This window comes from Methylobacillus methanolivorans, from assembly GCF_044751345.1.
GTDB classification, from domain to species: domain Bacteria; phylum Pseudomonadota; class Gammaproteobacteria; order Burkholderiales; family Methylophilaceae; genus Methylobacillus; species Methylobacillus methanolivorans.
The window spans coordinates 195435-220904 of the sequence record NZ_JBIWXY010000002.1; the positions used below are offsets into that span (position 1 = coordinate 195435).

Here is a 25470-nt window from a genome sequence, read left to right on the forward strand (position 1 = left end):
CTAAAAGATCACTTTGGCCGGATTGCCAAATACGGTGACGCCGGGTGGCACATCTTTGACCACAACGGCTCCGGCGCCCACGGTGGCACCCTCGCCTACTTTGATGCCGGGGGTAATCGTGGCATTCGGGTAGACAATGGCATGGTCGCCAATCTGTGCGCCACCACCAATGAAGACCATGGCACCGATTTGTGCGTAATTGCCAATCCGCACATCATGGCTGAGGATGGTGGCGCTGTGAATGTTGGCAAAGTCACCGATGTGCACATCGGGGCTGATCTGTACGCGTGCGGCCCAGAAACATCCTGTGCCAAGATGGACGCGTACGCTGATATAACCGTCGGTGTTGTAGGGGGTACGGATGTGGATGAACTGTGCGCCCTGCTCGAGCAGAGGGCGTGCATATTGTTCGCGTCCGCGAGGTAACCCAATGGCACAAACAAACACTTCATCGTCTTGTGGTATATGCGTCAGGGGATTTCCCACAATCTGTGCGCCACAGTTTATGCCATCAAGCATGTGCGGTCGCGTATCCAGGAATCCGGCAATTTCCCATGCTTTACCGCAATCTGGGTCATCGCGCATTTGCACTAGGACTTCGCGTCCCCAGCCACCGGCTCCGATGATATAGGCCTTCTTCATCAAATCACTGCTCCACCATCCATGACCAGGCTGGTGCCTGTGACCCAACGACTAGCATCCGACAGCATGTAAATCACGCCATTGGCCACATCGTCGGGCGTGCCTAGCCCGAGTGGATGCCTGGCCTTTTGCTCTTCCAGTTGTGCTTGATGTGCATCCCACATCGGGGTGGCAATCGCAGAAGGTGAAATGCCGTTGACGCGAATTTTGCGTTTGGCCTGTTCCAGTGCAAGGCATTTGATTATGCCAATCAGTCCGGATTTCATTGCTGAATAAGGTGCCAGGCCGCGAGTGCCTATGTGCGCCGCTGTGGATAGCATGAACAGGATGGAGCCCTGTTGTGCGATGGCGTTTGTCTTTAGCAGGCCTTGTGTCAGCATCACGGGTGCGAGAAAGTTGATGTTGTACATTTCTGTCATGAGCTGCTCTGACAGCTGACGTACCGGGCAATGCTTTTGCATGCCGGCACAGTGCATCAGCCCATTCAGTTCAGGTACAGTGCTGACCAGGCGATGTCTGTCTTCTTCGCTGGTGAGGTCTGCCAGCACTTGTACATGGCCCTTCCCCTGCAGCTGGTCATAAGTGGCCTGCAATCGCTCTTTGTCACGTCCGGTAATGATCATGCGTGCGCCACGTGCGGCGCAGCGAGCGGCAATATGCTGGCCTAGGCCTGACGATGCGCCGGTGACCAGAATGGTTTTTCCTTCCAGCGAGAAGGGATTGATCACAGCAACATTCATGCGTAGATATCCATGGGCGTACTTAGGCCGCCATCCAGAATGAAATAATTACGCGTAACCCAGCGGCTGGCATCCGCTAGATAAAATACCGATGCGTAGGCCACATCTTCAGGCTCGCCTATGCCTAGCGGTGTGAGATCGAAGAGCGCATCCATATTGCCCCCTCCTTGCCCCAGGCCTTCCAGCATGGGGGTGCGTACATAGCCTGGCGAGAGGCAGTTAGCGCGAATGCCTTGTTTCGCGACTTCCAGTGCGAGGGAGCGCATGGCACCGAGCAGGGCGGATTTACTGGCAGCATAGGCGGAGGTCGCCAAGGCGCCGCTATGGGATGACAGTGCAGCGATAAACAATATTGATCCATTGGCAGCGATACATTTTTTTGCGAGCAAGGCCTTGGTCAATAGCAAAGGGGCAAACGTGTTGCTATCGAAAATCTCGTCCAGATGACCTTTGCTCATCAGGCGAAAAGGAACCAGTCGCGAAATGCCCGCGGCATGTACCAGTCCATTTAACACGCCGGCTTGTTGTGCCAGCATGTCGATATCCCCCTGTTGTGATAAATCTGCTGGCAGCACAGTATGGCCTTCTCCGTGCAGCGAGGCAGCAGTTGCACGTAGACGTTCTTGATTGCGCCCGGTAATAACCAGTTCTGCGCCCATTTGCGAGCAGGTAATGGCAATTTGCTTGCCGATACCAGACGATGCGCCGGTGACTAGCACGCGTTTGCCTGATAGTGAAAAGGGATCTTGCATGAGGCTCATGAAATAATCAGTTCGGGGAAGATGGCATTTTCTACATCTACAATGGCTCCACCCCAGGAAAGACCAACACCAAAACCACAAAAAAGCAGGCGTTTTTTGCTCTCCGCAAGCGCATCACGCAGGCGTACCGTGGTTGTCACTGGCAATGAGGCACCGCTGGTATTGCCGAATTCACGCAAGGTCGAGGGCACTTTTTCTTCTGGCAGGCCCAGTTTTTTGCGGATGGTTTCATTGATCATACGGTTGGCCTGGTGGAAGATGAAGTAATCCACATCCTCCTTGGGGGCGCCAGCGTAGCTCAGCAGGTTTTCCACCATCGGCGGCACGCGCTGGGTAGAGAAACTGATCACCGCAGGGCCATCAAGCAGCAGGTCCAGGTCTGAACGCCAGAAGCCGTCATCGCCTTTGCGCGCAATGCCGTGCTCAAGCTGGAATGGGTTGCGGTGCCCGCCTACCGGCACGATGATGGCTTTGTAACCGCTGCCGTCACTGTTGAGGTCGAAGTGCATGGGCGCCGCGCCTTCCTGATATTCCAGTGCGGTGGCAGTGCCAGCATCGGAAAACAAGGGGTCTTTCAGCGGGTCTTTATGCTTGTAGCTGGAACGATCACCTAGCAGGATCAAGCCTTTCTTGATCGCGCCCGAGGCAATCATGCTGCCCAGCAGTTGCAGTGCAAACGGGTATGCGGAGCAGCCAAGATTGACATCAAAGGCAATCGTGGAATGCGCCAGGCCTAGCCGATCTTGCAGGATGATGGCGGTAGCGGGCACCAGGTAATCCGGGGATTGCGTCACCACAATCAAGGCACCGATCTCGTCGCGTGACCATTGCAGTTCATTGAGCAGCTTGTCGGCAGCATCGTAGGCCAAGTCGGAAAAACATTGCCACTCCGGGCAGACACGACGGGTTTCAATGCCGATGTTGCGTACCAGCCTCTCTCGCTCTGAGCGCAGGTGCGGCGGTACATCATTGACGTTATGCACGACCTGCTTGGGCACGCAGGTCGCCATGCCGGCAAAGCGTACGTTCTTGAGTGTGGAGGTGGCCATGGCGGAATCCTAGGCTAGCAGTTGGTAAAGATCTTGCACGGTGCTCGCTTGTTTCAGGTGCTCGCCGGTGATGGTTTTGCCATATTCCATGTCAAACATGACGATCACGCCAAGTGCTGCCAGGGAGTCCCACTCCGGCAAGTCGGCCAGCTTGGTGTCGGGTTGAATCTCGACGGTTTCCTGGAAGTCGACAGCGGCAATGAATTTCTCAATAAAGGTTTCGATGTTGTCCATGGTTATTCTCACTGGGGTTGATGCGCTAAAGTTAAGTTTGCCGTCGCCAGGCAAGTGGCTTCGACGACACGCGTGATATCTTCACGGCTCAGGAACGGTGAAAACGGCAAGCCGATCAGGCCAGAGGCCACGGCTTCTGCCACGGGTGTGGGTTGCTTGATAATGGGGGCGACCTTGGCTGCATGCTGGTGCAGCAAGGGCTGATACCAGCGTCGGGTAGCAATGTGGCGTTGCTTGCAGATCGCTTCCAGGCGGTCACGTGCATCGGCGGTCATACGCAGGCAGAAAATCGTCGGCGCTGCCAATGTGCTGCCTGCCTGCCATTGCAGTTGTTCGCCACAGGCTGCTTCTAGTGCCTGACGGTAATCGCGGTAAATCTTTTGCCTCAATTGTGCCTGGGTATCCCATTGATCCAGGCTGGCATGTGCCACGGCGGCATGGTATTCCGAGAGCTTGGCATTGCTGCCGACAAATGATAGGTGTCCGACTGGGAAGCCAGCATTGGAATCCAGGTTAATGCCGAAGTTGCTCAGCTGGCGGACATTGGCATTGACGACATTGTCGCCGCTGACAACCAGCCCGCCCTCGCCCGCCGCCAGCGATTTTGTGGCGTGCATGCTGTAAACCACGGGGATATCAGGCGCTTCTACCCACTGGCTGCCAAAGGCACCTGCGGCATCAATCAGCACCCTGATGCCAGATTGTTGCTGGAAGTGGCTCCAGCGCTTTGTGTCCTGTGGTTGCCCAAATGCAGCAACAGCCAGGACTGCCCTGGCACCGGTTTGTACCGCAGCCTCGGTGGCGATTTCAGGGGTGAGCAACCAGCTGTCGGGGTCGATATCGGCAATGACCGGTGTGTAGCCAGCGCGGATGATGGCCGTCAGTGAAGCAACAAAAGTCAGGGCTGGCACAATCACCTTAGTGCCGGGCGGCAAATCCAGGCTGCTGAGCACCAGTTCCAGCCCAAGCGTTGCGCTGCTGGTGGTCGTGACGTGTAGCGGATAAGCGCCATGCTCTGCAAATATGTCTGCGATGCGTGATTCCAGGGCGTTATTGAGTGGGCCAAAGTTGGAGTAATGGCGGTTGTGGTCCAGTTGCGCCAGATATGGAGCAAGCGCTTGCTGGTCAGGCAGCAATGGTGTCAATAACGGGATGGCAGCATGCTTGTTCATATCGTTTGCCCTTGTCTTTCTTCGTAGGCACTGCGCAGTTGTTGAAGGTCTTCCGTATAGGGAGTATGAACGCCGAGAAATTTGGGTTTGCCCAGCAGGTAATTAAGCCAGAGCTGTCGGTAAGCGGTTTCCAGGTCACGGCAGCGACCCGCATAATCCATGAGCGTGGATTGCTGCATTAGTTGGCGTGCGCGGGCGCGGTGCGCAGTCAGCCGTTCTGGGTCATCCAGCAGGTTGAGTACCTTGGCGACATAGTCATCTTCGCTGCTTGCCACCCACTCCTGCAAACCCAGGCCTTTGAGTATGGCGGCGCTTGATGCAGCCACGGCATCGGTGGCATCCATCGCCATCACTGGCAGCCCCATCCATAGGCTATGCAAGGTTGTGGTGCCGCCGGATACCGGGAAACTGTCGAGGGCAATATCGACGATCTGCCCGCGCGTCATGAATTCATCCATCGGCACCATGGGCGAGACGATGATGCGGTCCAATGGCATCTCCAGCCTGACCAGGCGCGGTTCTATGGTGTTTACCGCATCTTCAGCAGATTGTTCTTGTACATGAATGAGCAACTGCACGTCTGGACGTGCTTCGAGAATGCGCTTCCATACCAGCAGGGCTTCATCGGTGAGCTTGCGCGAACTGTTGAGCGAAGCCAGCGTGGGCGGGTTGCCTTGCAGCATGGGAGGCAACGGTTCCAGCGGTGCATTGGCAGGCGGGATATAGCTGGCCATGCAGTGCAGGCGGAATAGTTTTTCAACGTAAAACTGCTCACTGCCCGCTGGGTCCATGCCCCAGTCGGTCAGGCGATAATCCATGTCCTGCATGCCCAGCGTGCCACCGACATAGCCCAGCCAGGTCACTTGCACTGGCGCAGCGCGGCGTGCAAAGGTAAACAGGCGGTGGCCCTGGGTATGGCCGGAAAGGTCTACCAGAATGTCGATCTTATGTTGGCGAATCAGGTGATGCAGTGCCTGGTCACTAAGCTTGGAAACATCATGCCAATGTGGCACCAGTGTTTTCAGTTTGTCAGTGACTGCATCCTGGTGTGGGCTGGTGGAATAGACGAAAACATCCACCTGCGCCGCGTCGTGGTGTGCCAGCACTGGCTCCATGAAATACGCCACGGCGTGGTCACGCATATCGCCAGAGACATAGCCGATGCGCAATGTGCGATCAGGAGCGCGGTCATAGTCGAATGGCTTGGCCTGCTTGCCTAGTGGGTCGGCAAAGCGCTGGCCCCATTCGGCATAAAGCTGGCGCTTGCGGGCCGGATCTGGCTTGGCGATGGAGTGAATGTTGGCGCGATCCAGTGCGTAAGTCGCGTTATCAGGCTGCATTTCCGCTGCATGGTCGATGAAGGCACAGGCTTCTTCATGGCGACCCAGGTAGAAATAGGCAATGGCGAGGCCGTAAATGGCTTCAATGCTTGATGGGTCCATACCCAGCACGAATTCCATGGTTTCGGCTGCCTGCTGGTATTTCATGGTGCGCAGGAACAGCTGGCCGATTTTGAGCCAGGTCTGCAGTTGGCTCGCGCCAGCTTCTAGTGAGGCGGTGTAATTCGACAAGGCTTCCAGGTAGTTGTGCTCTGCCTCGGCAGCGAGGCCGGCTTTGAACAACGCCTGTGAATGTGCGGATGGCTGATCTGACAATTTCTTTGCCTTGTCTTATTTTCTCGTGGTTTTCGCCCTGTTTAACCTGCCGAAGCCTATATGGCGCCGAATATCGCGTCAAGCAGGGCGGTGGCGGGCATGAAGCCCATGTTCTTATATTAGTATCGGCGTTGGCTAGGCAATGTTGAGAGAAGCTGGGGAAATAGCTGCTTATTCAAGCATTTCAGCCTACTGGTCATGCTTCTGGTTTGCTAATTACCCATGAACCTACGTAAAATATCGCTCTGTTGGCAGCGGAGCTGCTCATCTCTATCATCGTTCATTTCACTTAAGCACTTATCCGCTTTGGGCAGTTAAGGTAACTTCATTTAAGGTAGTATCAATTGATTCATCTGACCATCAATGGAAATCCACGGCAGTTCGATGTTGAACGGCTCACGGTGGGCGACCTGGTAGAAAAGCTGGGGCTGACCGGCAAGCGTCTTGCGATTGAGCGCAACGGTGAGATCGTGCCGCGTGGCAGTTTTGCCGAAGCGGTGCTAAGTAATGACGACAAACTTGAAATCGTGGGCGCAGTAGGAGGCGGTTGAATGGATACATTGAATATTGCGGGCAAGAGTTACAACTCTCGCTTGCTGGTAGGTACAGGTAAATACAAGGATTTCGAGCAGACGCGCGCGGCGATTGATGCCAGCGGTGCCGAGATTATCACGGTGGCAATCCGTCGCACTAATATTGGCCAGAATGCCGGCGAGCCCTCCTTGCTTGATTACCTGCCGCCGGAAGAATTCACTTATCTGCCGAATACGGCAGGCTGTTACAGCGCAGACGATGCCGTGCGTACCCTGCGCCTGGCTCGCGAATTGTTGGATGGCCACAAGCTGGTGAAGCTTGAGGTGCTGGGCGATCCCAACACGCTCTACCCCAATATGCTGGAAACCATCAAGGCGGCGGAAACGCTGATCAAGGATGGCTTCGATGTCATGGTCTATTGTTCTGACGACCCCATCATTGCCAAGCAGCTTGAAGAGATGGGCTGTGCCGCGGTGATGCCGCTGGCATCGCTGATTGGTTCCGGCATGGGTATTCTCAATCCGTGGAATTTGCAGATCATTATCGAGAATGCCAAGATTCCTGTGCTGGTTGATGCCGGGGTGGGTACGGCCTCAGATGCCGCGATTGCCATGGAGTTAGGCTGTCAGGGCGTGCTGATGAACACCGCGATTGCCGCAGCAAAAGACCCAGTGCTCATGGCAGGTGCCATGAAGAAAGCCGTGGAAGCTGGCCGCGAAGCCTTCCTGGCTGGGCGTATGCCACGCAAGCTCTACTCCGCTTCGCCTAGCTCGCCTACCAGCGGCTTGATTGGATAAAGCTAGGGACAAGGAAAACAAATGACCAAGGACAAGCGCTATGCATTTTCTGTGAAGGTGGAGACAGCGTTTGTGCCTGATCAATCTGACGTAGAGCAAAACCGCTACGTGTTCACCTATACCGTGCGTATTGAGAATACCGGCAATGTGGCGGCGCAATTGATCAGTCGTCACTGGATCATCACTGATGCAGAAGGCAAAACACAGGAAGTACGCGGCCTGGGCGTCATTGGTCAGCAGCCATTGCTTCAGCCTGGCGAACATTTTCAATATACCAGTGGCACTATGCTGAGTACGCCGGTGGGTGAGATGCGCGGTTTCTATCACATCACGGCGGAAGATGGCACGCAGTTTGATAGCGAGATCGCGCCTTTTACACTCAATATGCCGCGCGTATTGCACTGATTTATGAACCTCTTTTTCTATGGCTTGCGTAAGCAAGCATGGCTATTGGCATTGTTGTTAACCGCTTGCGGCGGGCACCAGCACGTCAAGGTGGAGCAACCCTGCCAGTGCCCGGAATTGCCAGCTCCCTCCTCGCCTGTGCCTGAGCAGCCCAAGCAACTACCAGCTACACAAGGGCCAACCAGCAAGATTCCTGATTATGGCTTGCTCAAGCCTGCGCACTGGCAAGACCTGGCTGGGTTCGAACAAGCACAGCTCAGTGCCGCCTGGCCTGCCTGGCTGCTAGGGTGTAACACCTTGAAAAACCGCCAACCATGGCAGGCAGCGTGTGAGGTGGCTGCGCGCTTGCCGCAGCGCCCTGCCGAGTCGCAGGTGCAGGCTTATTTCCAGCAATATTTCAATGTCTACCAGGCAACGACCCAGGAAGGGCGTGACGCTGGTTTGGTCACTGGCTATTACGAGCCCCTACTCAAGGGGAGCCGCGTCAAGACGGCACAATATCGCTATCCACTCTATGCCCGCCCAGATGACCTGATCACCGTGGAATTGGCCAGCCTGTTTCCAGAGCTCGCCAATAAGCGCGTGCGTGGCCGTGTTGTCGGCAACAAGTTGGTGCCCTACTACACGCGCGCAGAAATCGAAAATGGCATGGCACCAGTGGCAGGCCGTGAGTTGCTGTGGGTCAATGACCCGGTGGAATTATTCTTCCTGCAAGTGCAGGGTTCCGGCCTGGTACAGCTGGATAGTGGCGAGGCGGTTCATATTGGCTATGCTGACCAGAATGGCATGAGCTATCAATCTATAGGCCGTACTTTGGTCGAGCGTGGTGAGCTCACGCTGGATAAGGCTTCCATGCAAGGTATCAAGCAATGGGGTCGGCAAAACCCAGCCAAGTTGCAGGAGTTGCTGAATACCAACCCCAGCTATGTCTTCTTCCGTGAGTTGCCGCCTAACCTGCCCGGCCCCTTGGGCGCATTGGGCGTGCCTATCTTGGCAGAGCGTGTCATTGCGGTTGATCCCAAGTTTATTCCGCTAGGTGCGCCGGTATTCCTCGCGACCACTTATCCGAATAGCAGTACTCCTCTTAATCGCCTGGTGTTGGCACAGGATACCGGTGGTGCGATCAAGGGTGGCGTGCGTGCCGACTTCTTCTGGGGAGCGGGCGATGCTGCGGGTCAGCAGGCAGGCGCGATGAAGCAGGAAGGACGCATGTGGGTGTTGCTGCCCAAGGGCTTCGTGTTGCCAGAAGCTGCCAATAAAAAATAAGGCAGATAGGCTGCTGGGATTGAGCCTGCCCTATCTTCCCCTTCTCAAGAGCTTGTGAGTCCTCCACTATTACCCTGCTCTGTCGCGTTATTCCTACCACGTGGTGGCTCTCTATGAGTACGTGTGCGTTGGTAACTCACACGGTGACAGCTTGGCTATCTCTGCTGAATGCTATTCCAATCACTGATCAGACATGCATAAAAAAGGCCGGCATCTGATGATGCCGGCCCGTCTTAACTAACCTCTACAGTACAGATATTTATCGATCAGAAGTTATAGATCAAGGTCGCTCTGGCTAGGGTAGGTGCGCCTGGAGTGATGTTGTTGGCATTATGCGCATACAAGTAGTAGTCCTTATTCAGTAGGTTTTCCACGTTGATTTGCAGGCGCAGGTTTTTGTCTAGCTGGGCGAATACCGCACCATCAAGGCGGGTGTAGCCAGGCAGTGTCACCGAGGTGGTGGCTGTGGGCGTAGCGGCATACATTTCGCTGCGGCTAATGATGCCCAGGCCAACGCCCCATGTCTCGTTGATGTCGTAACGGTTCCATAGCGAGAAGGAGTGGCGTGGCACCAGGCCAACATCGGTACCAGTTAAAATGCGAGAGCTGCTGCTGTTGGCGCCCACCTGGCTGGAAATCTCCGCATCTTGGTAAGCATAGCCACCAGCCACGCTCCAGGCCGAGGTGAGCTTGCCGTTCAGGCCCAGCTCAATGCCTTTGCTTTCCTGCCCATCAATCTTGATGAATTGGCCCGTGACGACAGGGTCATTGGTGACTTGGTTGAGACGCTCCAGTTTGTACACGGCGGCGGTGAAAGCTAGTTCGGGTGTGATATCCCACTTGGCACCGATTTCGTAGTTCTTGAATTTCTCGGGATCGAAGCTCTTGTTATCCGCAGTCAGGCCGGAAAGTTGGTCACCACCTTGTGGCACGTAGGCTTCGCTGTAGCTGGTGTACAGCGACAGTGCTGCCAATGGTTTATAGATCACGGCAGCGCGTGGTGCCCACAGGTCATCACTGGTCTTGATCTTGTGGTTGGCAGCTCCGGAAGCCAATCTATCGTTGCGGTAATCCGTGTCGAAATCGTCATAACGCAGGCCAACAATGGCTTGGAATTGCTCATTGAACTTGATCTGGTCTTGGAAGTACAAGGCCTGGGTCGTGGTGACGGTGTGGTTGTCAGCATCGGTCGCGCTTTGGCGGAAAGTCACGGGCAGATTGGTAGTCGGGTTAGCGAGCGAAGCGGTGGTGCTGGTGGAGCTATTATTGAAATAGCCTGTCTTGCGGAAGTTGGTTGTCACCTGGCGGCTTAACTCCACTCCCGACATCAACTCATGTTCTACTCTGCCAGTGGTGGCCTTGTAGATGAAGTCAGTCTGGTTGAACAAGCTATCGCGCTCAGTGGCATTGTTGTAGGCGGATAAGCTCAATGTGCCACTATTGCTGACGGCACTACCAGCAAACACATTCTGGTAAAACTTGTTGTAATCGGCATAACGCGTGCGGTTGCGGAGGATGAGGCCATTGTCGAACGCATGTTCAAGCAGGGCATTGAAAGCGCTGACTTCGGTGTGGGTTGGGCTCTTGCCGGCATTGCCAAAGAAGGTGGAATCCTTGGTGTCGACCGGGCGGCCGTTGAAAGAAGGAATGCCGCGGTCAGCAGTGCGTTCATCCTTGAAGTATTCCACGCCTAAAACGATCTTGGTTTTGTCGCTAGGTTTCAGGGTGATGGTTGGGTTGATGGCTTTGCGTTCAAGCGATACGCCATCACGGTAGCTGTTGCCATCTTCATACATGGCGTTGATACGGATGGCGGCGGCGTCATTGATCACCTGGTTGTAATCCACTGTGCCGCGCGCCTGGTCGAACATGCCGTATTGCAGGGAGACTTGGCGAATATCAGTCCAGCCCGCTTCCTTGCTTACCCGGTTGATCAGGCCGCCAGCACCGCCACGACCAAAGGTCATGCCGTTTGGCCCTTTCAGTACCTCAACGCGTTCGATGTTGTAGAGGTCGCGATAATATTGCACATCATCACGTACGCCATCAATGAAGAAATCGCCGGTGGTGGTCATGCCGCGGAAGATGAAAGTTTCGCGGTTGCCTTCACCCTGTGCTGCGCCTACGCCTGGGGTATAACGCACCACATCAGCAAGATTCTGCACGGCCTGGTCGCGCATCAGTTCAGGTGTAGCAACGGTGAGCGATTGCGGAATGTCACGCAGCTCGGTGTCGGTACGTGTGGCAGTGCGGCTGCGTTTGGTAACGTAGCCTTGGGTGATCGCGTGTTCGGCTTTTTCGACCACTTGCACTTCCGGCAGCGTGGTGGTGCTGTCATCGGCGGCGTGTGCGGACATGCAGCTAAAGGCCATCGCGATACACGCAACAGCGGGTTTGACCCGGAATGAGCAAGGGTGGTATTGCATCTGAAAACTCCCAATTGAAATATCGAAGTCGATCTGTCGCGTTAGATGTAGCAACTAAATCGAGATGAATTTGATAATTGTTATCAGATGCAATAGTGAATGAGGACGCGTTAAGCGATGGTCATCAGAGTGTTAAATTTATGTTAAGACGCAAGCCTTATCTGGAAAATACTGCCTTCTTGCGGGCGTGATGTGATGTGCAGTGTCCATTGTTGCCGCTGGCAGATGCGTTCTACCAGCGATAAGCCAAGACCAAGGCCATTGCCGCGAGCAGTCGGCCCTCGCGTGAATGGGCTGAGGATGAGCGCTTGGTGTTCTGCTGCAATGCCGACACCGCTATCCTCAATGGCAAAGCCATGGGCATCCACGATGAGGCGGGCGTGGCCTTGCTCGGTGTAATGCAGGGCATTGCGCAAGAGGTTAGACATGACGGTTTCCAAGAACACTTGGTTGTAGCGGGTATGTGAGGGTGCGTTCTCTAGTAATTCGAGTCGCAGGCCTTTCTTGCTGAATTCCGGTAGCCATTTCTCGTATTGCCCCTGGGCACATTCGGCAATGGTGATGGCGCGTGTTGCGGTTTCTTGGTGTTCCTCGCGGGCCAAGGCGAGAAAGGTTTCTACCAGGCTAATCATGTCCAGACACGCGCCGTGAATGCGCGACCATTGTCCCCGCTGCGCTTCTTGCAAGGCTGGGTTGGCCAACATGACTTCGCATGAGGTGCTGATCACCATCAATGAGGTGCGTAGCTCATGGCTGACATCACTGGTGAACAAGCGTTCGCGGCGTAGCGATTGCCGGAGTTTTTCCAGCGTGTCATTGAGTGCTGTGGCTAATTGCCCGACTTCATTGTTGCCATAGTCTTCATGCGTAGCAGTGTGCAGTAGCGGTTCCTTACCTACATCTCTGGCCAGTCGACGGATCGGCGTCGTGATGCGTCGTGCTAGGAACCAGCCCAACCAGGCTGCGGGTAGCAGGCTGAAAACAAAGCCTGCTGCAATGCCATTGAAGATATGTTCTTCCAGTTCTTCAAAATCCTGTTGTTCCTGTACAACGATATATTCCTCACCCTGCTGCGTTGCTTTGTACGCATAGAAAATACCTCGCTCATCGACGATTTCGTTATAGCCATCTTTCAGGTGGCTAAATTTGGCAGGAATCGGGTGGTGAGTGTCGTTGGAGGCAAAAAACTGCAAGGCTGGGTCGTTCTGCCAATGGTCCTGGTTTTTTTGATACAGCGGCAGCATATGGGCTAGGTCTTGCGTGACCAGTTTTTCTTCCAGGAAGAAAAACATCTGCACCATGGAGAGCGAAAATAACCCACTGACTGTCAACGTGAGTAACAGGAAGGCGAGCATGATGTGCGCCCGCAGCGACCAATGCTTAAACATGGTGTTCGGAAAGCTGGTAGCCGATACCGCGCAAGGTGTGGATCAGCGGTGTATCAAATGGCTTGTCGACAATGGTGCGTAGCTGGTGCATATGCGTACGCAGGCTGTCGCTTTCTGGCACGTGATCTCCCCAAACCAGCTCTTCCAGGGCCTGGCGCCGCACGATGGCCGGGCTACGTTGCATTAACACCTGCAATAGCTTGAGGCAGATCGGGTTGAGGCGCAATGCAACACCGGCACGGCTGACATGCAGGGTATCAAGGTCGTATTCCAGGTCAGCAACGCTTAATAAGGTATGGCTTCGGCGCTGGCTGCGTCGCACGATGGTTTCTATACGCGCAGCCAATTCGGCCAGGGCAAATGGTTTAAGCAGGTAATCATCGGCTCCCGCGCGTAAGCCCTGCAATCGGTCTGGCAAGGCATCGCGCGCGGTGAGCATGATGATGGGTGTATCCATGCGCGCATCATCACGCAAGCGTTTGCAGAATTGGTATCCATCCATCCCGGGCAGCATGACATCCAGCACGATGATATCGAAAGCCTGCGTCACTGCTAGATGCAGGCCAGTGACACCATCCTGGGCGCAATCCACCTGATGCCCGTGCAAGGCCAGATAATCCATGATATTGGCCAGGATGTCTGGATGATCCTCAACGACAAGTATGCGCATGCTGGCAGTGGGAGATAAAGGGTTAAGTGTAAACGCGTATCGTAATGACTCCATTATGCCAATACAAGCCTTGTCAACACATCATGGCCACAGATAAGCATCCATGGCCAAGAAGCCATAGGTTGTTTCAGGCTGGTGGCGCGTGCTGTGTTTGCCTGCGGCAGCACCCAAAGCAACAAACAGTGGCATGAGGTGATCTTCATGCGGGTGTGCCCGCACGCCACCGGGGGCTAGCCTGCGGTAATTCAGCAGGGCTTCAATGTCATTCTCCGCGATTTTCTCTGCCATCCAATCACTGAATGCTTGAACATAATGCAATGCCTCTGCATCACGCTCTGCGGTGAAGAAATCATGCAGGTTATGTGTGATGGCACCTGAGCACATGAGCATCACTTTCTGCGACTGTAGGCCGGCTAATGCCTGGCCAAGCGCATAGTGTGCCCGTGGCCCGGCATGGCTTTGTATGGAAAGCTGGGTAACAGGGATGTCGGCATCGGGATACATCAACATCAAGGGCACCCATGCCCCATGATCCAAACCCCGGATCGGGTCTAGATTGACCGGGATGTCATGCAGCGCGAGTTTTTCTGCAACGCGCTGAGCCAGTTCAGGTGCACCCGGAGCGGGGTATTGCATCGCGTACATGGCAGGCGGGAAACCACCGAAATCATGGATGGTTTCTGGATGCGGCGCAGTACTAATGCGCGGTTGCTGGGTATCCCAATGTGCGGAGACAGCCAGGATAGCTTCTGGGCGCGGCAAGGATTGCCCCAGTGCTGCGAGCATGTCGCCTGTTTTCCCTGGCTCAAGTACTAGGGAGGGGGCGCCGTGCGAAATGAATAAAGTGCTCATGCAATGACTCCTATCTTGAGGCGTTGTTCATTTCACTGTTCAACGTAGTTGGTGTTGTCTTTGGCGGATATGTATTACAGCCACGCGTATGAACAGGGCTTACCCACCGTGCCAGAGGCACGGTGGCAAGGGCACTGCGGCTAGCGGCGATAGGCATCTACGCTCAGCCCGCCTGCACCGTGTGCTGCGATTTGCAATAGACCACCTGTGATTGCCAGGTTCTTGAGGAACATGATGGTCTGCATCTGGTTATTCAAGTCGAAATGGAACATGAAAGCGGTTACCAAGGTAAACAGCGCGATCAGGAGTGCCACCAGACGAGCACGATAGCCAATCAATAATGCGGTGGCCAGGCCCAGTTCCACCAGCAAGGCAATGGCGTAACCCAGTTCGGGCAATGGGGCACCAGTGCTGCTGATGAAGGCGATCGTGCCAGTAGGGTCTGCCAGCTTGCCGAAACCGCTGATGATGAAGATGGCTGCCAGTAATGCACGGCCAATGAGCGTTGTGAAATTTGTCGTGTTCATGATGTTTCCTTGGATGTCGTTGAGAAGATGGAAACATTGTATTTTGTGGATGATAAATTGATAATCCGCTTTTTATTGGTAAAACTGTCCATTATTGGTTGACAATATGAATCAGCTTGAACAAATGCGCATTTATGTTGAAGTGGTGAAAAGCGGTAATTTCACCATCGCAGCCACTCGCTTGGGCATCAGTAAACAACTGGTGAGCCGCCGGGTAATGGAGCTAGAGGAAAGGCTGGGTGCGCGTTTGCTGCATCGCACTACGCGCAAGTTATCGCTGACCGAGCTGGGTCGTGAGTTCTTTACGCGTTGTCTCGCTATCTTGCAGGAGATCGATGAAGCCGAACAGGCAATCTCGAATAGTAGCGGGGAGCTACGTGGCTTGTTGCGTATCTCGGCCCCGGTTTCATTCGCCAGTATGGTGCTGTCGCCGGCCTTGAATCACTTCATGCAGCTACATCCCAAGCTGGAAGTGGCGCTGGATGTGGATAACCGCATGGTGGATGTGATAGGCGAGGGATATGACATGGTGATCCGCATTACCAAGCAGCCGGATGAGGGTTTGGTAGCGCGAAAGTTGATGGGGTCAGCACTGATCTATTGCTGTAGCCCAGCTTACCTGGCCCAATATGGCGCGCCACAATCACCCACCCAGCTAGGACAACACCGCTGTATCACGGCACGTGCGGGGGAATGGTTGTTCATGGATGCAGGCGAGCAAATCAAGCTGCAAGTACACCCAGTATTGCGATCCAACCATGGCGAGGTAATGTGTGAGGCGGCAGTCGCCGGGTTAGGTATTGTAGGCTTACCTGAGTTTTACGTGAAAAAAGCGCTAGAACAGGGGGCGCTGGTGCCAGTCCTGCGCGAGTACACTGCTGATATTGGTGCCGTGTATGCGCTATATCCGCAGCATAGGCAAGCTTCTCTGATGGTGCGTAGCTTTGCAGATTTCTTGCAGGAATGGTTTAAGACGTAGCAGACGCTATAAAAGCAAATGGGAGCATGAAGCTCCCATTCAGTTGATGTACTGCAACAATCTTAGCGATTGCAAACGTACATAGTTACTTCAAAGCCGAAACGCATTTCGGTCACTTCTGGCTTGGTCCACATGATAAAGCTCCTTAAGTAGTCTTGGTTCGGGGTTGTAACCGTTTTGCAAACTGCAGAACGTGAACCAAACTCTACGCTTGCCCGATAGGCTTGACATGCGTGCCAGTCATTAAAACCGGCTCATGAAAATCATGAGCGTGATCGGAGTAAGGCTTACTTATTGCGATCAGCAGCGTTTTCCAGCTTTTCTCCACCACGCTGGATATCCTGCCCAGCGCCCTTCATGGTGTTACAGCCAGTCAATGCGATGAATCCGCACAACATCAGGAATGCAGTGAATTTTTTCATGGTGCTCTCCTTGGTCAAGTAATGAGGTGTTGGCAATATAGTCGCTTTAGCTCAGCAGCAGATTCAGCTATCGGCTGAATGATATGTAGGATATGGCCTACTTGCCGGTTTGCCTGATGCGCAACCAAGCCAGCGTACCAATCGCGACAAATACCAAGCCACCGATGGTCACGGTAATCGGGATGACCGGAAATTGTTGTTTGCTCAGCAGGATGTAGAGCCCCATCATTAACAGCATGCTGATGTTCTCGAACAGGTTTTGGATGGCGATAGCATGGCCGGCACCCACCGATTCATGGCCTCTTTCTTGTAGCAATGCATTGAGCGGGACTGCGTAAAAGCCACCGAGGAAGCCGATCAGCAGTAACCAGGCAATCGCGATGTAAATATTGCTGCTATAGGCAAATGCCACGATCGCCAGCCCGATCAGCACGCCGGCTGGCAAAGCGCGGTTGATGCTGCGCAAGTTGACCCAACGTGCAGCAGCCACCGCCCCAAGGGCAATGCCGATGGCGACCGCGCCGCTAAGGTTGGCGGCTGTGCTGAGGTCTGGAATATTCAGGGCGACTGGTACCCAGGCCACCAACAGGAAGCGCAAGGTGCTGCCTGCTCCCCAGAAAATGCTGGTGCCGATGATGGAAAACCTGGCATCTGTATCCTGCATGAGTTTGCGGGTCGCCTGGATAAAATCGCGGCACATCGCGAGTGGTGCAAAGGTACTAAGCGGATGCGAGGGCGGTAGTCGTGGAATTAAGAGGTTGATTGTCGCGGCAAGCAGGTAGCTGGCCGCAACCGCGTAAAGTGCCCCAGCTAGCCAGTAATCCGCGAGCCAGCCACCGAGTACTGCGCCGAGCAGAATGGCAACAATGGTGGAGCCTTCCATCAAGCTGTTGGCCTTAACCAGCTTATCCACTGCGACTAGTTCGCTGAGGATGCCGTACTTGGCTGGTGAGTAAGCTGCTGCACCCAGGCCAACCATGCCATAGGCCAAGAGGGGATTGAGGTCGGTCAGCATGGCGGCGGCACCGAGGAACTTCATGCCGTTGGCGATCAGCATTACACGCCCCTTGGGCAAGGTATCGGCGAAAGGCCCAGCAAATGGTGCGAGGATGATGTAGGCAATCACGAAGAATTCTTGCAACAAGGGCACTTGCCATGCCGGTGCGCTACCCGCCTTGAGCAAGGCGATAGCGGCGAACAGCAAGGCGTTGTCTGCAAGTGCGGAGAGAAATTGGGCAGTCATCACTGCCAGCATGCCGCGGCTAAGCAGTGAAGTTTGCGTGTTCAAGGAAGCATGGGCGGTCATGGTTATCTTTCGTTTTCTGCCATTTGCTTGAGAGTGACGTAATCGATCTTGCCCGTGCCTAGTAGTGGCAAGGCCTTGATCACGATGATCTTACGCGCAACCGCCAGCTCACTGCTGCCAGCATGGCGAGCAGCATGCGCCAGCGCATCGCGGGCGAGTGCGGCATCGGTGGTATACAACACGATATTCTCGCCGCGTTGTGTGTCAGTTTGTGTGGTGGCCGCATGTTGATAATCGGGGGAGGCGTGCTGGGCAAGCATTTCCACTGTTTCCAGTGAAACCATCTCGCCTGCGACCTTGGCAAAGCGCTTCACACGCCCCTGGATGGTGACGAAACCACGAGTATCTACACTGACAATGTCACCAGTGTCGTACCAGCCATCTTGCGGTGCTACCAATTGGCCTGGTGTGTCATAGAAGTAATACCCCAACATGACATTCGGCCCTTTGACCTTGAGTAGGCCGCCGTTGTCGATGCCGGGCACTTTGTCCAGTTGATGTTCCAGCCCTGGCAACAGCATGCCGACACTGCCTGCCTGTTGAGCCATGGCTGTATTGACGGCTAGCACTGGGGCACATTCGGTTGCGCCATAACCTTCGAGGATGCGAATGCCAAATTTGTCCATCCAGGTCTTGCGCACTTCATTGCTGAGTTTTTCTGCACCGGCCACGACATAGCGCATCTTGTAGAAATCATAAGGATGGGCAAATTTTGCGTAGTTGCCGAGGAAGGTGCTGGTGCCAAACAATACCGTGCAACCGCGGTCGTAAATTACTTCGGGAATAACGCGATAGTGCAGCGGTGAAGGGTAGATAAATACCTTGCTGCCAGAGACCAAGGGCATGATGCCGCCACAGGTGAAGCCAAAGGCATGAAACAGTGGCAATGCCATCATGAATTTGTCGCGATGGGAGAAATCAATCACGGCGCGGATCTGTGCGATATTGGCAAGAATGCTGCGGTGGCTGTGTACCACGCCCTTGGGCTTGCCCTCGGAGCCGGAGGTAAACAGCACCACCGCGGGTGCATCGGGATTGTGGCCCAGGGCAATACGTCTTGGAAAACGCAGCGCATAGAGCATTAGCCAGAGTTTATCCGTGAGGCTGAATGTGCTGCGCATATCCTCAAGGTAAACCAGCTTGAGGTTGTGCAGTTTTTCGACTGTATCAACCAGCTTTGCAGTCTCCAGGAACTTGCGCGAGGTGATGACCGTGGTGATATTGGCGGCGATGCAGGCGTTCTGCATACCGCTGGCGCCTGCGGTGTAGTTGAGCATGGCAGGGATGCGGCCTAATGCGCTCATGCCAAAAATGAGGCATACCGTATTGGTGACGTTAGGCATCAGTACGCCTATGGTTTCACCTTGTTCACTGACTTTGCTGGCAATGCGCCCCAGCGCCAGGCTTTTCTTGAGGATGGTGCTGTAGTCCTCTTCCACCTGTTGCATATCCTCCACCAACTTGCGTTTGCGGCCATAAGTATTCATTGCATCAAGCAGTGCGCCGTACAAGGTGTTGCTTGGCTCGGAGGCAAACATCATGTGCTGCATGATGCCTTGCATCTTTTCGCCCGCCAGGCGTCGCCTTTGCTTGGCACTGGGGGCTTCTGGCATGGGGATGGCAGTGGCCGGCAGGATGTGCAGGGAGATTTTTGGGAACAACTGGCGTGGGAAATCACGCTCCAGACGGCTGAACCAGCTTTTAGCTGCCCCACGAATGCGCACAGGCAGGATAGTAGCGCCAGTCTTGGCAGCGACAAAGGCCGGGCCGTCATAGACTTTCATGAGGCTGCCAGTCAATGTAATGCGTCCCTCCGGGAAAATCATGACGGACTCACCAGCTTCGAGCAGGCGGATGACTTTTTTCATGGCCAGTGGGCTATTGGTATCAACCGCAAGATGTGGAACGTAACTCAACACCCAGCGGAAGAACCAGTTGTCGAGGACGGTGGTATGCACGACAAACGTGGTGCGAATCGGCAAGAATAATCCCAGCAGGAAGCCATCCAGAAAAGATTCATGATTGCTGATGATAAGTAGTTTCTCGGCAGCAGGAATATGCTGCTGGCCTGATAGCTCAATGCGAAACAGTAGTCGCGTGATAGCTCTGGTGAACGACAATAACATGGCGTGCTCCGGGTTAGATGTCTTGCTGGATATAGTTGAGTACGTTTTGTAGCGAGGTTTGCATGCAGTCTTTGTCTATGGAAAAAAGGACTTCCTTGCCTACCTTTTCACTGCGTAATGCTCCGCCCTGTTCCAACACCTTGAGGTGATAGGTGATGGCGGTACGGCTCAGGGTTGACGCTGCCGCGATTTGGCCGATGCTCAGGCGCTCACCCGGTTCAAACGAAAGCAGGATGCGTTGACGATGTGCATCGCCCAATGCAACGAAGAGATTGGAAATGTTTTGCCATTCGGCTGGAATATCAATTGAAGTTTTCATAACTAAATAATTAGTTATGTAGTGATGTTTGTCAATAAGTTTTTTTCAAAGAAGGGCTGTGATTCGCTAATATGCTAGATAGATCGCAGGATATGTTGGGATGCCTGTCAATGTGAAGAACCAACGCCCGGCAGTTTGAATGAGTGAAAAGCTTTTGATGCAGGTAAATGATACGGTAGGCCTTTGCGACAAGATCGCCATGGATGGATTCAGCTTTGTGCCTGGAGAGCAGATAAAGCAATGGCTGTTGGCTTCCAGCGCCGATGCATTGCTGGATTGGCAGACATTTGATGCCAGCTGGGAGGGGATGCCGCTAGATGAATATATGGCAGATGGCGGGCGTTACCGTCGCCGCCGTTTTGCGACGTTAAGTGCGAATGCTAGTGGCCCTATCGTGCTGGAGCCGCACCAGCCGCATTACCAGAGTCGTGAATATAATTCCTTGAATGGCGGTGTTGCGCGTATCTATGAGCCTATTCCTGTTGAGTTGATTCATGGGCACACCATGCAGGGTGTGTTGCAGCTTAGCCGCGATTTATTTAGCCGCTTGCGCCCACAGGCGAGTTGGCATATAGAGGCACACCAGTTCCGCATTGAGGCTAACCAAAAAGAGCACGGTCAGCCTGCGCCTGAAGGCGTGCATCGCGATGGCGTTGATTACGTCTTGGTGATGATGATCAAGCGCGTCAATATTTCCAGTGGCACTACCACGTTGCATAGCCTGGATAAGCGTGTGCTGGATAGTTTTACATTAACCAATCCTCTGGACTGGGCTTTGGTGGATGACAAGCGGTGTATGCATGGCGTGACGCCAGTGGAGCAGATTGATGCCAATAGCCCAGCATATCGGGATGTGCTGGTTGTAACGTTTACGGATAAATCCTGAGCAGAAATGAGTTCGTGTTCCTCTTGGAATTAAGATTGTGTCATGGAAATTTTCCATAGGCTGACGTATTGACGTGATTGCTGTGGGGAAGAAGGAATATGGACTATTCAATACATCATGTCGTGATGCGTGTCATGCTGCTGTCTTTGCTACTGATGAGCGGGCAGGGGTTTGCCGAGCCGCTGGAGAAAGTCAGATTACAACTCAAGTGGTATCACCAATTCCAGTTCGCTGGCTACTATGCAGCGCAGGCTCAGGGATATTATCGGGATGCAGGCCTTGACGTCGAGATCGTTGAGGCTGACATGCAGCACTCCTCGGTTGATAGAGTGGTATCAGGCGTCGCCCAATATGGAGTAGGAGATGCCGAGATTGTGGTCGCTCGTATCCAGGGGCAGCCGATTGTTGCCCTGGCTGCTATTTTCCAACATCCTCCTCATGTATTACTCAGCAAGAAATCGAGTCATATTCGCAGTCCAGCCGATTTGGTTGGTAAGCGAGTCATGCTTGCCAATACCGCATGGCATGATGCACAGCATCGTGCACTGTTGCTCAAGCATGGCATTGATCCGCAGGAATTAACGATACTGCCGCAGAGTGGCAGATTGGAAGACCTGCTTGAGGACAAGGTAGACGCCATTTCTGCTTATGCCACCGTTGAGCCTTTGCGAATGGCCGAGCTTGGTGTTGAGTCTTCCATGATGATGGCGATGGATTTTGGTATTGATTTCTATGGTGACACCCTGTTTACCAGTGAGGCCGAGTTAAAACAGCATCCACAACGGGTAGATGCATTTGTGCGTGCTAGCCTGAAAGGCTGGAAATATGCGCTTGCCAACCCCCACGAGATTGCGCAATTGATTTTGCGCATGCCCTCTGCCAGAAAACCTACCCCCACCCTCAAGCAGTTATTGTATGAAGCTCAGGAGATGGAGCACTTCATCTTGCCGAATGTGGTTGAGTTAGGCCGTATGTCACGTGCTCGCTGGGAGTTCATTGCCCGTATTTTTGCTGACTTGGGCCTGATTGAGTCGGGATATTCCCTGGATGGCTTTATTTGGCAGGAAGAAAAAGACAATTCGTACCTGATCAAGTGGTTTGCCGCTGGTGCTGGATTGGTGGGATTGATCGCGGGTCTTGTATTGCTGTGGAACTTGCAGATGCGCCGGAAAGTACGTGAGCGCACCGAGGCCCTGCATGCTGAAATCCACCAACGGCAGTTGGTTGAGAAAGAGCTGAAGGTTAGCCAGGAGCAGGTGCGGCTGACTTTTCACAGTGCCCTTGCTGGTATTGCCATGGTGGGGATTGACGGGCGTTTTCTGCTGGTGAACCCGGCATTTTGTGCGATGGTGGGTTATTCCGAAGATGAGTTGAAGCAATTGTATTGCCACGATCTTGATGATGAGCGGGATAAGGTAGTTGCGCGAAATAACCGACAGCGGTTGTTGACCGGCGAGATTGATTCCTCTGTGGCTGAGAAGCGCTACAGGACTAAATCTGGTCATCATATCTGGGTGCGGATTAGCGCGACCTTGCTCAAGAACGCAGATGGAAGCCCACGTAATCTGATCAAGGTTGTGGAAAATATTGCGCAGCAGAAGCGTCAGGAAAACCTGCAGGTTGAACAGCAGTATTTATTGGAGCGGATTGCCGCTGGCGCAGAGCTAGATGATGTGTTGCTGGCAACGGTAGGACTGATAGAAAAACAATATCCAGGCGTGCTGTGTTCCATCATGTTGCTTGACCAGCCAAATGTCCTGGGCAGGGCCATTGGCCCTCATTTGCCTAGCCGTTATTTGGATAAGCTCAAAGGCATGCAGATTGGGCCGACAGTAGGGTCCTGCGGTACAGCTGCGTATGAGCGCCGAACGGTGGTGGTCTCCGATATCCAGCAGGATACCTTGTGGAAGGATTACCGGGATCTGGCCAAGCGTTTTGGTTTACGTGCATGTTGGTCTATGCCCATCTTGTCGCGTAGTCAGCAAGTGCTTGGTACATTTGCCGTCTATGCTCGTGAAGTTCGTGTGCCTGAGCAGCGTGAAATGGATTTAGTCAGCGCATGTTCACATATTGCCGGGATTGCCATCGAGCGGCATCAAGCTGAAGAGCAGCTCAAGCTACTGGAAACCAGTATTGCCAGGCTGAATGATATTGTGCTGATTGCCGAGGCAGACCCAGATGGCATCAAGAGTCCGCATATCATTTTTGCCAATAAGGCATTTGAGCGTTTGACGGGTTATGCTGCTTCAGAGGTGATAGGCCATGATCCTGGACTCCTGAACGGGCCGAATACGCAGATAGAAGAACTACGGCGCGTCAAGGCATTGCTCAAACAGGGCGAGTCTGTTCGTACCGAACTGATCAATTACAAGAAAAATGGCGAGGAAATCTGGCTGGAAATGGATATTCTGCCAATCGCTAACAACGCCGGTGTATTTACTCACTGGGTTGCGGTTGAACGCGATATTACCGAGCGTAAGGCGGCAGAGAGGAGAATCCAGCATCTGGCGTTCTACGATATGCTAACCAACCTACCCAATCGATTGTTGTTGTTGGATAGGTTGGAGCAGGCATTGCTGAATGGGTTGCGGCTTAGTCGCTCAGGTGCCTTGCTGTTCCTTGACTTGGACAACTTCAAGACACTGAATGACACCCATGGCCATGATTTTGGTGACATGCTGCTGGAGCAGGTTGCGCAACGCCTGCTTGGCAGTGTTCGTATCACAGATACTGTGGCTCGCCTCGGCGGGGATGAGTTTGTCGTGGTCGTGGAAAACCTGAGTGAGCAGGTGAGCGAGGCGGCCCAGGAAGCCAGCCTTGTGGCAGACAAGATTTTATTAGCCTTAAGTCAGCCATTTAAATTGTCTGGCTATGAGCATTACTCCTCTTGCAGCATTGGCGTGGCGATGTTTTGTAATGATCAGCAAGTGACCGTGGAGGAGTTGCTGAAGCGTGCGGACGTGGCGATGTATGAGGCCAAGGCTGCTGGGCGTAATACCTTCCGTTTCTTTGACCCGGCCATGCAGGCCTTGATCACCCAGCGGGCGGCGATGGAAGAGGATTTACGCCAGGCCTTGCGGCGCGATGAAATGCGCTTGTATTACCAGCCCCAGGTAGATCACTTCGGAAAGTTGCTTGGAGCAGAGGCATTGATACGCTGGGAACATCCGCAGCAAGGCTTGCTGGCACCCGCGGCATTTATTGAGCTCGCTGAGGAAACAGGCTTGATTCTGCCGATTGGGGAGTGGGTACTCAAGACCGCATGCCTGCAGTTGGTAGCTTGGGCTGGACGGCAAGAAACAGCCAGCTTGTGCCTTTCTGTTAATGTGAGTGCACGCCAACTTCATCAGCATGATTTCATTGATCGCGTGTTTGCCATCCTCAAGGAAACTGGGGCTAATCCGCAATATCTCAAGCTTGAGCTTACGGAAAGCACCCTGGTGGAGAATGTGGAGGAAATGATCATCAAGATGAATACCCTCAAGGCCATGGGGGTGAGTTTCTCCATGGATGATTTTGGTACGGGATATTCTTCACTAACCTATTTGAAGCGATTGCCGTTGTCGCAGCTCAAGATCGACCGTTCTTTTGTGCGCGATGTGCTCATTGATAGCAACGATGCTTCCATTGTGCAAACTATTATTGCTCTGGGTCGCGGGCTGGATATTGAAGTCGTGGCGGAAGGGGTGGAAAGTCGCGAGCAGCAATTATTCCTGGAGCAACATGGATGCCTGGAATACCAAGGATATCTCTTTGGTAAACCACAACCGATAGATCAGTTGGAACAAGCATTCGGGCTAGTCAAAAATTGACAAGGGCTTAATTTTTGGGAACTATTCCTCTGGATATGTGCATTTTTTCACATATTTTTTGTATCTACATGAGGAGATGTGCCATGAAAAGAACCCTATGTTTAAGTCTCGCTACTGCCTTGCTTGCTGGGATGGCGTTCAGTACCCAGGCCGCAGAAGAAGAGTTTTACGGTGTGATTGAAAGCCGTCCACAAACTGCTATCGGTACTTGGGTGGTTTCAGGGCGTAAGCTGGATGTGACCAAAAAGACCGAGCTTGAAGAAAAACATGGCCCGCTGGTTGTTGGTGCGTGTGTCGAGGTTGAAATTGAAGACGGCTTGGTGGAAGAAATCGAAACCAAGAAAAAGGAAAAGTGTGCCAAGTAGCACAATGTTGCCTACCAACATTGTATAAATCACCAGTCATCAAGCGGGCACCTAGCGTTTATACCTTTGCGCTGTGTTGTGCGCCTGATGGCTGCGTACCCTCATGAGTTGCCAACCCTGCCAGCTATTCTAGCGAC

25 protein-coding genes are annotated in these 25470 nt (G+C 53.6%); 8 read left to right on the top strand and 17 right to left on the bottom strand.

Annotated features, from left to right (window positions below; genetic code table 11):
• The 7 genes from ACIKP9_RS10475 to ACIKP9_RS10505 are packed head-to-tail and all read right to left on the bottom strand — an operon-like array spanning position 1 to position 6253.
• A complete protein-coding gene (locus ACIKP9_RS10475) occupies positions 1–642 on the bottom strand; it encodes a NeuD/PglB/VioB family sugar acetyltransferase (protein WP_400882390.1) in 642 nt (213 codons plus the stop codon).
• A complete protein-coding gene (locus ACIKP9_RS10480) occupies positions 642–1382 on the bottom strand; it encodes an SDR family NAD(P)-dependent oxidoreductase (protein ID WP_400882393.1) in 741 nt (246 codons plus the stop codon). The genes ACIKP9_RS10475 and ACIKP9_RS10480 overlap by 1 nt, the downstream gene beginning before the upstream one ends.
• Complete coding sequence (locus tag ACIKP9_RS10485) at positions 1379–2134, bottom strand: SDR family NAD(P)-dependent oxidoreductase (RefSeq protein WP_400882396.1); 756 nt, start codon at positions 2132–2134, stop codon at positions 1379–1381. The genes ACIKP9_RS10480 and ACIKP9_RS10485 overlap by 4 nt, the downstream gene beginning before the upstream one ends.
• A 5-nt stretch (positions 2135–2139) precedes the next feature.
• The gene (locus tag ACIKP9_RS10490; RefSeq protein ID WP_400882399.1) at positions 2140–3192 is read right to left on the bottom strand and encodes a ketoacyl-ACP synthase III; all 1053 of its coding nucleotides are present in this window, start codon (positions 3190–3192) and stop codon (positions 2140–2142) included.
• Between the two features lie 9 nt (positions 3193–3201).
• The gene (locus ACIKP9_RS10495; protein ID WP_400882402.1) at positions 3202–3426 is read right to left on the bottom strand and encodes an acyl carrier protein; all 225 of its coding nucleotides are present in this window, start codon (positions 3424–3426) and stop codon (positions 3202–3204) included.
• An 8-nt stretch (positions 3427–3434) separates the two neighbouring features.
• The gene (locus tag ACIKP9_RS10500) at positions 3435–4598 is read right to left on the bottom strand and encodes a DegT/DnrJ/EryC1/StrS family aminotransferase (protein ID WP_400882405.1); all 1164 of its coding nucleotides are present in this window, start codon (positions 4596–4598) and stop codon (positions 3435–3437) included.
• Positions 4595–6253, bottom strand: coding sequence for an O-linked N-acetylglucosamine transferase, SPINDLY family protein (locus ACIKP9_RS10505; protein WP_400882408.1), 1659 nt, complete (start codon positions 6251–6253; stop codon positions 4595–4597). Before ACIKP9_RS10505 ends, ACIKP9_RS10500 begins: the two co-directional genes overlap by 4 nt.
• Positions 6254–6597: 344 nt before the next feature.
• On the opposite strand from ACIKP9_RS10505, the gene thiS reads away from it, so the two are divergent.
• Genes thiS through mltA form a run of 4 tightly spaced genes read left to right on the top strand, consistent with a single transcriptional unit; the run spans position 6598 to position 9255 of the window.
• Positions 6598–6804 (top strand): sulfur carrier protein ThiS, encoded by a 207-nt coding sequence (thiS, locus tag ACIKP9_RS10510; RefSeq protein WP_230348457.1) that lies wholly within the window; start codon positions 6598–6600, stop codon positions 6802–6804.
• The gene (locus ACIKP9_RS10515) at positions 6805–7584 is read left to right on the top strand and encodes a thiazole synthase (protein ID WP_230348458.1); all 780 of its coding nucleotides are present in this window, start codon (positions 6805–6807) and stop codon (positions 7582–7584) included.
• A gap of 21 nt (positions 7585–7605) precedes the next feature.
• Complete coding sequence (gene apaG, locus ACIKP9_RS10520) at positions 7606–7989, top strand: Co2+/Mg2+ efflux protein ApaG (RefSeq protein WP_400882412.1); 384 nt, start codon at positions 7606–7608, stop codon at positions 7987–7989.
• Positions 7990–7992: 3 nt separating this feature from the next.
• Positions 7993–9255: a murein transglycosylase A gene (gene mltA / locus ACIKP9_RS10525; RefSeq protein ID WP_400882415.1), complete on the top strand. Its 1263-nt coding sequence runs from the start codon at positions 7993–7995 to the stop codon at positions 9253–9255.
• A gap of 266 nt (positions 9256–9521) precedes the next feature.
• On the opposite strand, the gene ACIKP9_RS10530 is transcribed toward mltA, so the two are convergent.
• The 5 genes from ACIKP9_RS10530 to ACIKP9_RS10550 all read right to left on the bottom strand — a co-directional run bounded on the left by ACIKP9_RS10530 (position 9522) and on the right by ACIKP9_RS10550 (position 15118).
• Positions 9522–11612 carry a TonB-dependent receptor gene (locus ACIKP9_RS10530; protein ID WP_400882418.1) on the bottom strand — a complete coding sequence of 697 codons (2091 nt, stop codon included), beginning with the start codon at positions 11610–11612 and terminating at the stop codon, positions 9522–9524.
• 212 nt (positions 11613–11824) lie between these two features.
• Positions 11825–13069, bottom strand: a complete 1245-nt coding sequence (locus tag ACIKP9_RS10535) for a sensor histidine kinase (protein ID WP_400882421.1) — start codon at positions 13067–13069, stop codon at positions 11825–11827.
• Complete coding sequence (locus ACIKP9_RS10540) at positions 13062–13739, bottom strand: response regulator transcription factor (protein WP_400882424.1); 678 nt, start codon at positions 13737–13739, stop codon at positions 13062–13064. Before ACIKP9_RS10540 ends, ACIKP9_RS10535 begins: the two co-directional genes overlap by 8 nt.
• An 81-nt stretch (positions 13740–13820) precedes the next feature.
• The gene (locus tag ACIKP9_RS10545) at positions 13821–14591 is read right to left on the bottom strand and encodes a DODA-type extradiol aromatic ring-opening family dioxygenase (protein WP_400882426.1); all 771 of its coding nucleotides are present in this window, start codon (positions 14589–14591) and stop codon (positions 13821–13823) included.
• 140 nt (positions 14592–14731) lie between these two features.
• Positions 14732–15118, bottom strand: coding sequence for a DoxX family protein (locus tag ACIKP9_RS10550; protein ID WP_400882429.1), 387 nt, complete (start codon positions 15116–15118; stop codon positions 14732–14734).
• 106 nt (positions 15119–15224) lie between these two features.
• On the opposite strand from ACIKP9_RS10550, the gene ACIKP9_RS10555 reads away from it, so the two are divergent.
• On the top strand, positions 15225–16097 hold the full coding sequence (locus ACIKP9_RS10555) for a LysR family transcriptional regulator (protein ID WP_400882432.1): 873 nt from the start codon (positions 15225–15227) through the stop codon (positions 16095–16097).
• Positions 16098–16159: 62 nt separating this feature from the next.
• On the opposite strand, the gene pqqA is transcribed toward ACIKP9_RS10555, so the two are convergent.
• The 5 genes from pqqA to ACIKP9_RS10580 form a co-directional block, all read right to left on the bottom strand.
• The gene (gene pqqA / locus ACIKP9_RS10560; RefSeq protein WP_081774944.1) at positions 16160–16231 is read right to left on the bottom strand and encodes a pyrroloquinoline quinone precursor peptide PqqA; all 72 of its coding nucleotides are present in this window, start codon (positions 16229–16231) and stop codon (positions 16160–16162) included.
• A 153-nt stretch (positions 16232–16384) separates the two neighbouring features.
• Positions 16385–16519, bottom strand: coding sequence for an entericidin A/B family lipoprotein (locus ACIKP9_RS10565; RefSeq protein WP_400882435.1), 135 nt, complete (start codon positions 16517–16519; stop codon positions 16385–16387).
• A gap of 97 nt (positions 16520–16616) precedes the next feature.
• Entirely contained in the window at positions 16617–17825 is a 1209-nt protein-coding gene (gene lplT, locus ACIKP9_RS10570; protein WP_400882438.1) for a lysophospholipid transporter LplT, read from the bottom strand.
• Between the two features lie 2 nt (positions 17826–17827).
• Complete coding sequence (aas, locus tag ACIKP9_RS10575) at positions 17828–19951, bottom strand: bifunctional acyl-ACP--phospholipid O-acyltransferase/long-chain-fatty-acid--ACP ligase (protein ID WP_400882441.1); 2124 nt, start codon at positions 19949–19951, stop codon at positions 17828–17830.
• Between the two features lie 13 nt (positions 19952–19964).
• A complete protein-coding gene (locus ACIKP9_RS10580) occupies positions 19965–20270 on the bottom strand; it encodes an ArsR/SmtB family transcription factor (protein ID WP_400882444.1) in 306 nt (101 codons plus the stop codon).
• Between the two features lie 139 nt (positions 20271–20409).
• Between ACIKP9_RS10580 and ACIKP9_RS10585 the strand changes: the two genes are divergently transcribed.
• From ACIKP9_RS10585 to ACIKP9_RS10595, 3 genes are all read left to right on the top strand, one after another.
• Positions 20410–21156, top strand: coding sequence for a 2OG-Fe dioxygenase family protein (locus ACIKP9_RS10585; RefSeq protein ID WP_400882446.1), 747 nt, complete (start codon positions 20410–20412; stop codon positions 21154–21156).
• A gap of 98 nt (positions 21157–21254) precedes the next feature.
• Positions 21255–24968, top strand: a complete 3714-nt coding sequence (locus ACIKP9_RS10590; RefSeq protein WP_400882449.1) for an EAL domain-containing protein — start codon at positions 21255–21257, stop codon at positions 24966–24968.
• 83 nt (positions 24969–25051) lie between these two features.
• Complete coding sequence (locus ACIKP9_RS10595) at positions 25052–25333, top strand: DUF5666 domain-containing protein (RefSeq protein WP_230348473.1); 282 nt, start codon at positions 25052–25054, stop codon at positions 25331–25333.
• The last annotated feature ends 137 nt before the right edge of the window (positions 25334–25470 follow it).

Excerpts from the sequence above, each read along its gene's own strand:
- ACIKP9_RS10475 (WP_400882390.1), bottom strand. The coding sequence starts at position 642 with ATGAAGAAGGCCTATATCATCGGAGCCGGTGGCTGGGGACGCGAAGTC.
- ACIKP9_RS10480 (WP_400882393.1), bottom strand. The coding sequence starts at position 1,382 with ATGAATGTTGCTGTGATCAATCCCTTCTCGCTGGAAGGAAAAACCATT.
- ACIKP9_RS10485 (WP_400882396.1), bottom strand. The coding sequence starts at position 2,134 with ATGCAAGATCCCTTTTCACTATCAGGCAAACGCGTGCTAGTCACCGGC.
- ACIKP9_RS10490 (WP_400882399.1), bottom strand. The coding sequence starts at position 3,192 with ATGGCCACCTCCACACTCAAGAACGTACGCTTTGCCGGCATGGCGACC.
- ACIKP9_RS10495 (WP_400882402.1), bottom strand. The coding sequence starts at position 3,426 with ATGGACAACATCGAAACCTTTATTGAGAAATTCATTGCCGCTGTCGAC.
- ACIKP9_RS10500 (WP_400882405.1), bottom strand. The coding sequence starts at position 4,598 with ATGAACAAGCATGCTGCCATCCCGTTATTGACACCATTGCTGCCTGAC.
- ACIKP9_RS10515 (WP_230348458.1), top strand. The coding sequence starts at position 6,805 with ATGGATACATTGAATATTGCGGGCAAGAGTTACAACTCTCGCTTGCTG.
- apaG (WP_400882412.1), top strand. The coding sequence starts at position 7,606 with ATGACCAAGGACAAGCGCTATGCATTTTCTGTGAAGGTGGAGACAGCG.
- mltA (WP_400882415.1), top strand. The coding sequence starts at position 7,993 with ATGAACCTCTTTTTCTATGGCTTGCGTAAGCAAGCATGGCTATTGGCA.
- ACIKP9_RS10530 (WP_400882418.1), bottom strand. The coding sequence starts at position 11,612 with ATGTCCGCACACGCCGCCGATGACAGCACCACCACGCTGCCGGAAGTG.
- ACIKP9_RS10535 (WP_400882421.1), bottom strand. The coding sequence starts at position 13,069 with ATGTTTAAGCATTGGTCGCTGCGGGCGCACATCATGCTCGCCTTCCTG.
- ACIKP9_RS10540 (WP_400882424.1), bottom strand. The coding sequence starts at position 13,739 with ATGCGCATACTTGTCGTTGAGGATCATCCAGACATCCTGGCCAATATC.
- ACIKP9_RS10545 (WP_400882426.1), bottom strand. The coding sequence starts at position 14,591 with ATGAGCACTTTATTCATTTCGCACGGCGCCCCCTCCCTAGTACTTGAG.
- ACIKP9_RS10550 (WP_400882429.1), bottom strand. The coding sequence starts at position 15,118 with ATGAACACGACAAATTTCACAACGCTCATTGGCCGTGCATTACTGGCA.
- ACIKP9_RS10555 (WP_400882432.1), top strand. The coding sequence starts at position 15,225 with ATGAATCAGCTTGAACAAATGCGCATTTATGTTGAAGTGGTGAAAAGC.
- ACIKP9_RS10565 (WP_400882435.1), bottom strand. The coding sequence starts at position 16,519 with ATGAAAAAATTCACTGCATTCCTGATGTTGTGCGGATTCATCGCATTG.
- lplT (WP_400882438.1), bottom strand. The coding sequence starts at position 17,825 with ATGACCGCCCATGCTTCCTTGAACACGCAAACTTCACTGCTTAGCCGC.
- aas (WP_400882441.1), bottom strand. The coding sequence starts at position 19,951 with ATGTTATTGTCGTTCACCAGAGCTATCACGCGACTACTGTTTCGCATT.
- ACIKP9_RS10580 (WP_400882444.1), bottom strand. The coding sequence starts at position 20,270 with ATGAAAACTTCAATTGATATTCCAGCCGAATGGCAAAACATTTCCAAT.
- ACIKP9_RS10585 (WP_400882446.1), top strand. The coding sequence starts at position 20,410 with ATGAGTGAAAAGCTTTTGATGCAGGTAAATGATACGGTAGGCCTTTGC.
- ACIKP9_RS10590 (WP_400882449.1), top strand. The coding sequence starts at position 21,255 with ATGGACTATTCAATACATCATGTCGTGATGCGTGTCATGCTGCTGTCT.
- ACIKP9_RS10595 (WP_230348473.1), top strand. The coding sequence starts at position 25,052 with ATGAAAAGAACCCTATGTTTAAGTCTCGCTACTGCCTTGCTTGCTGGG.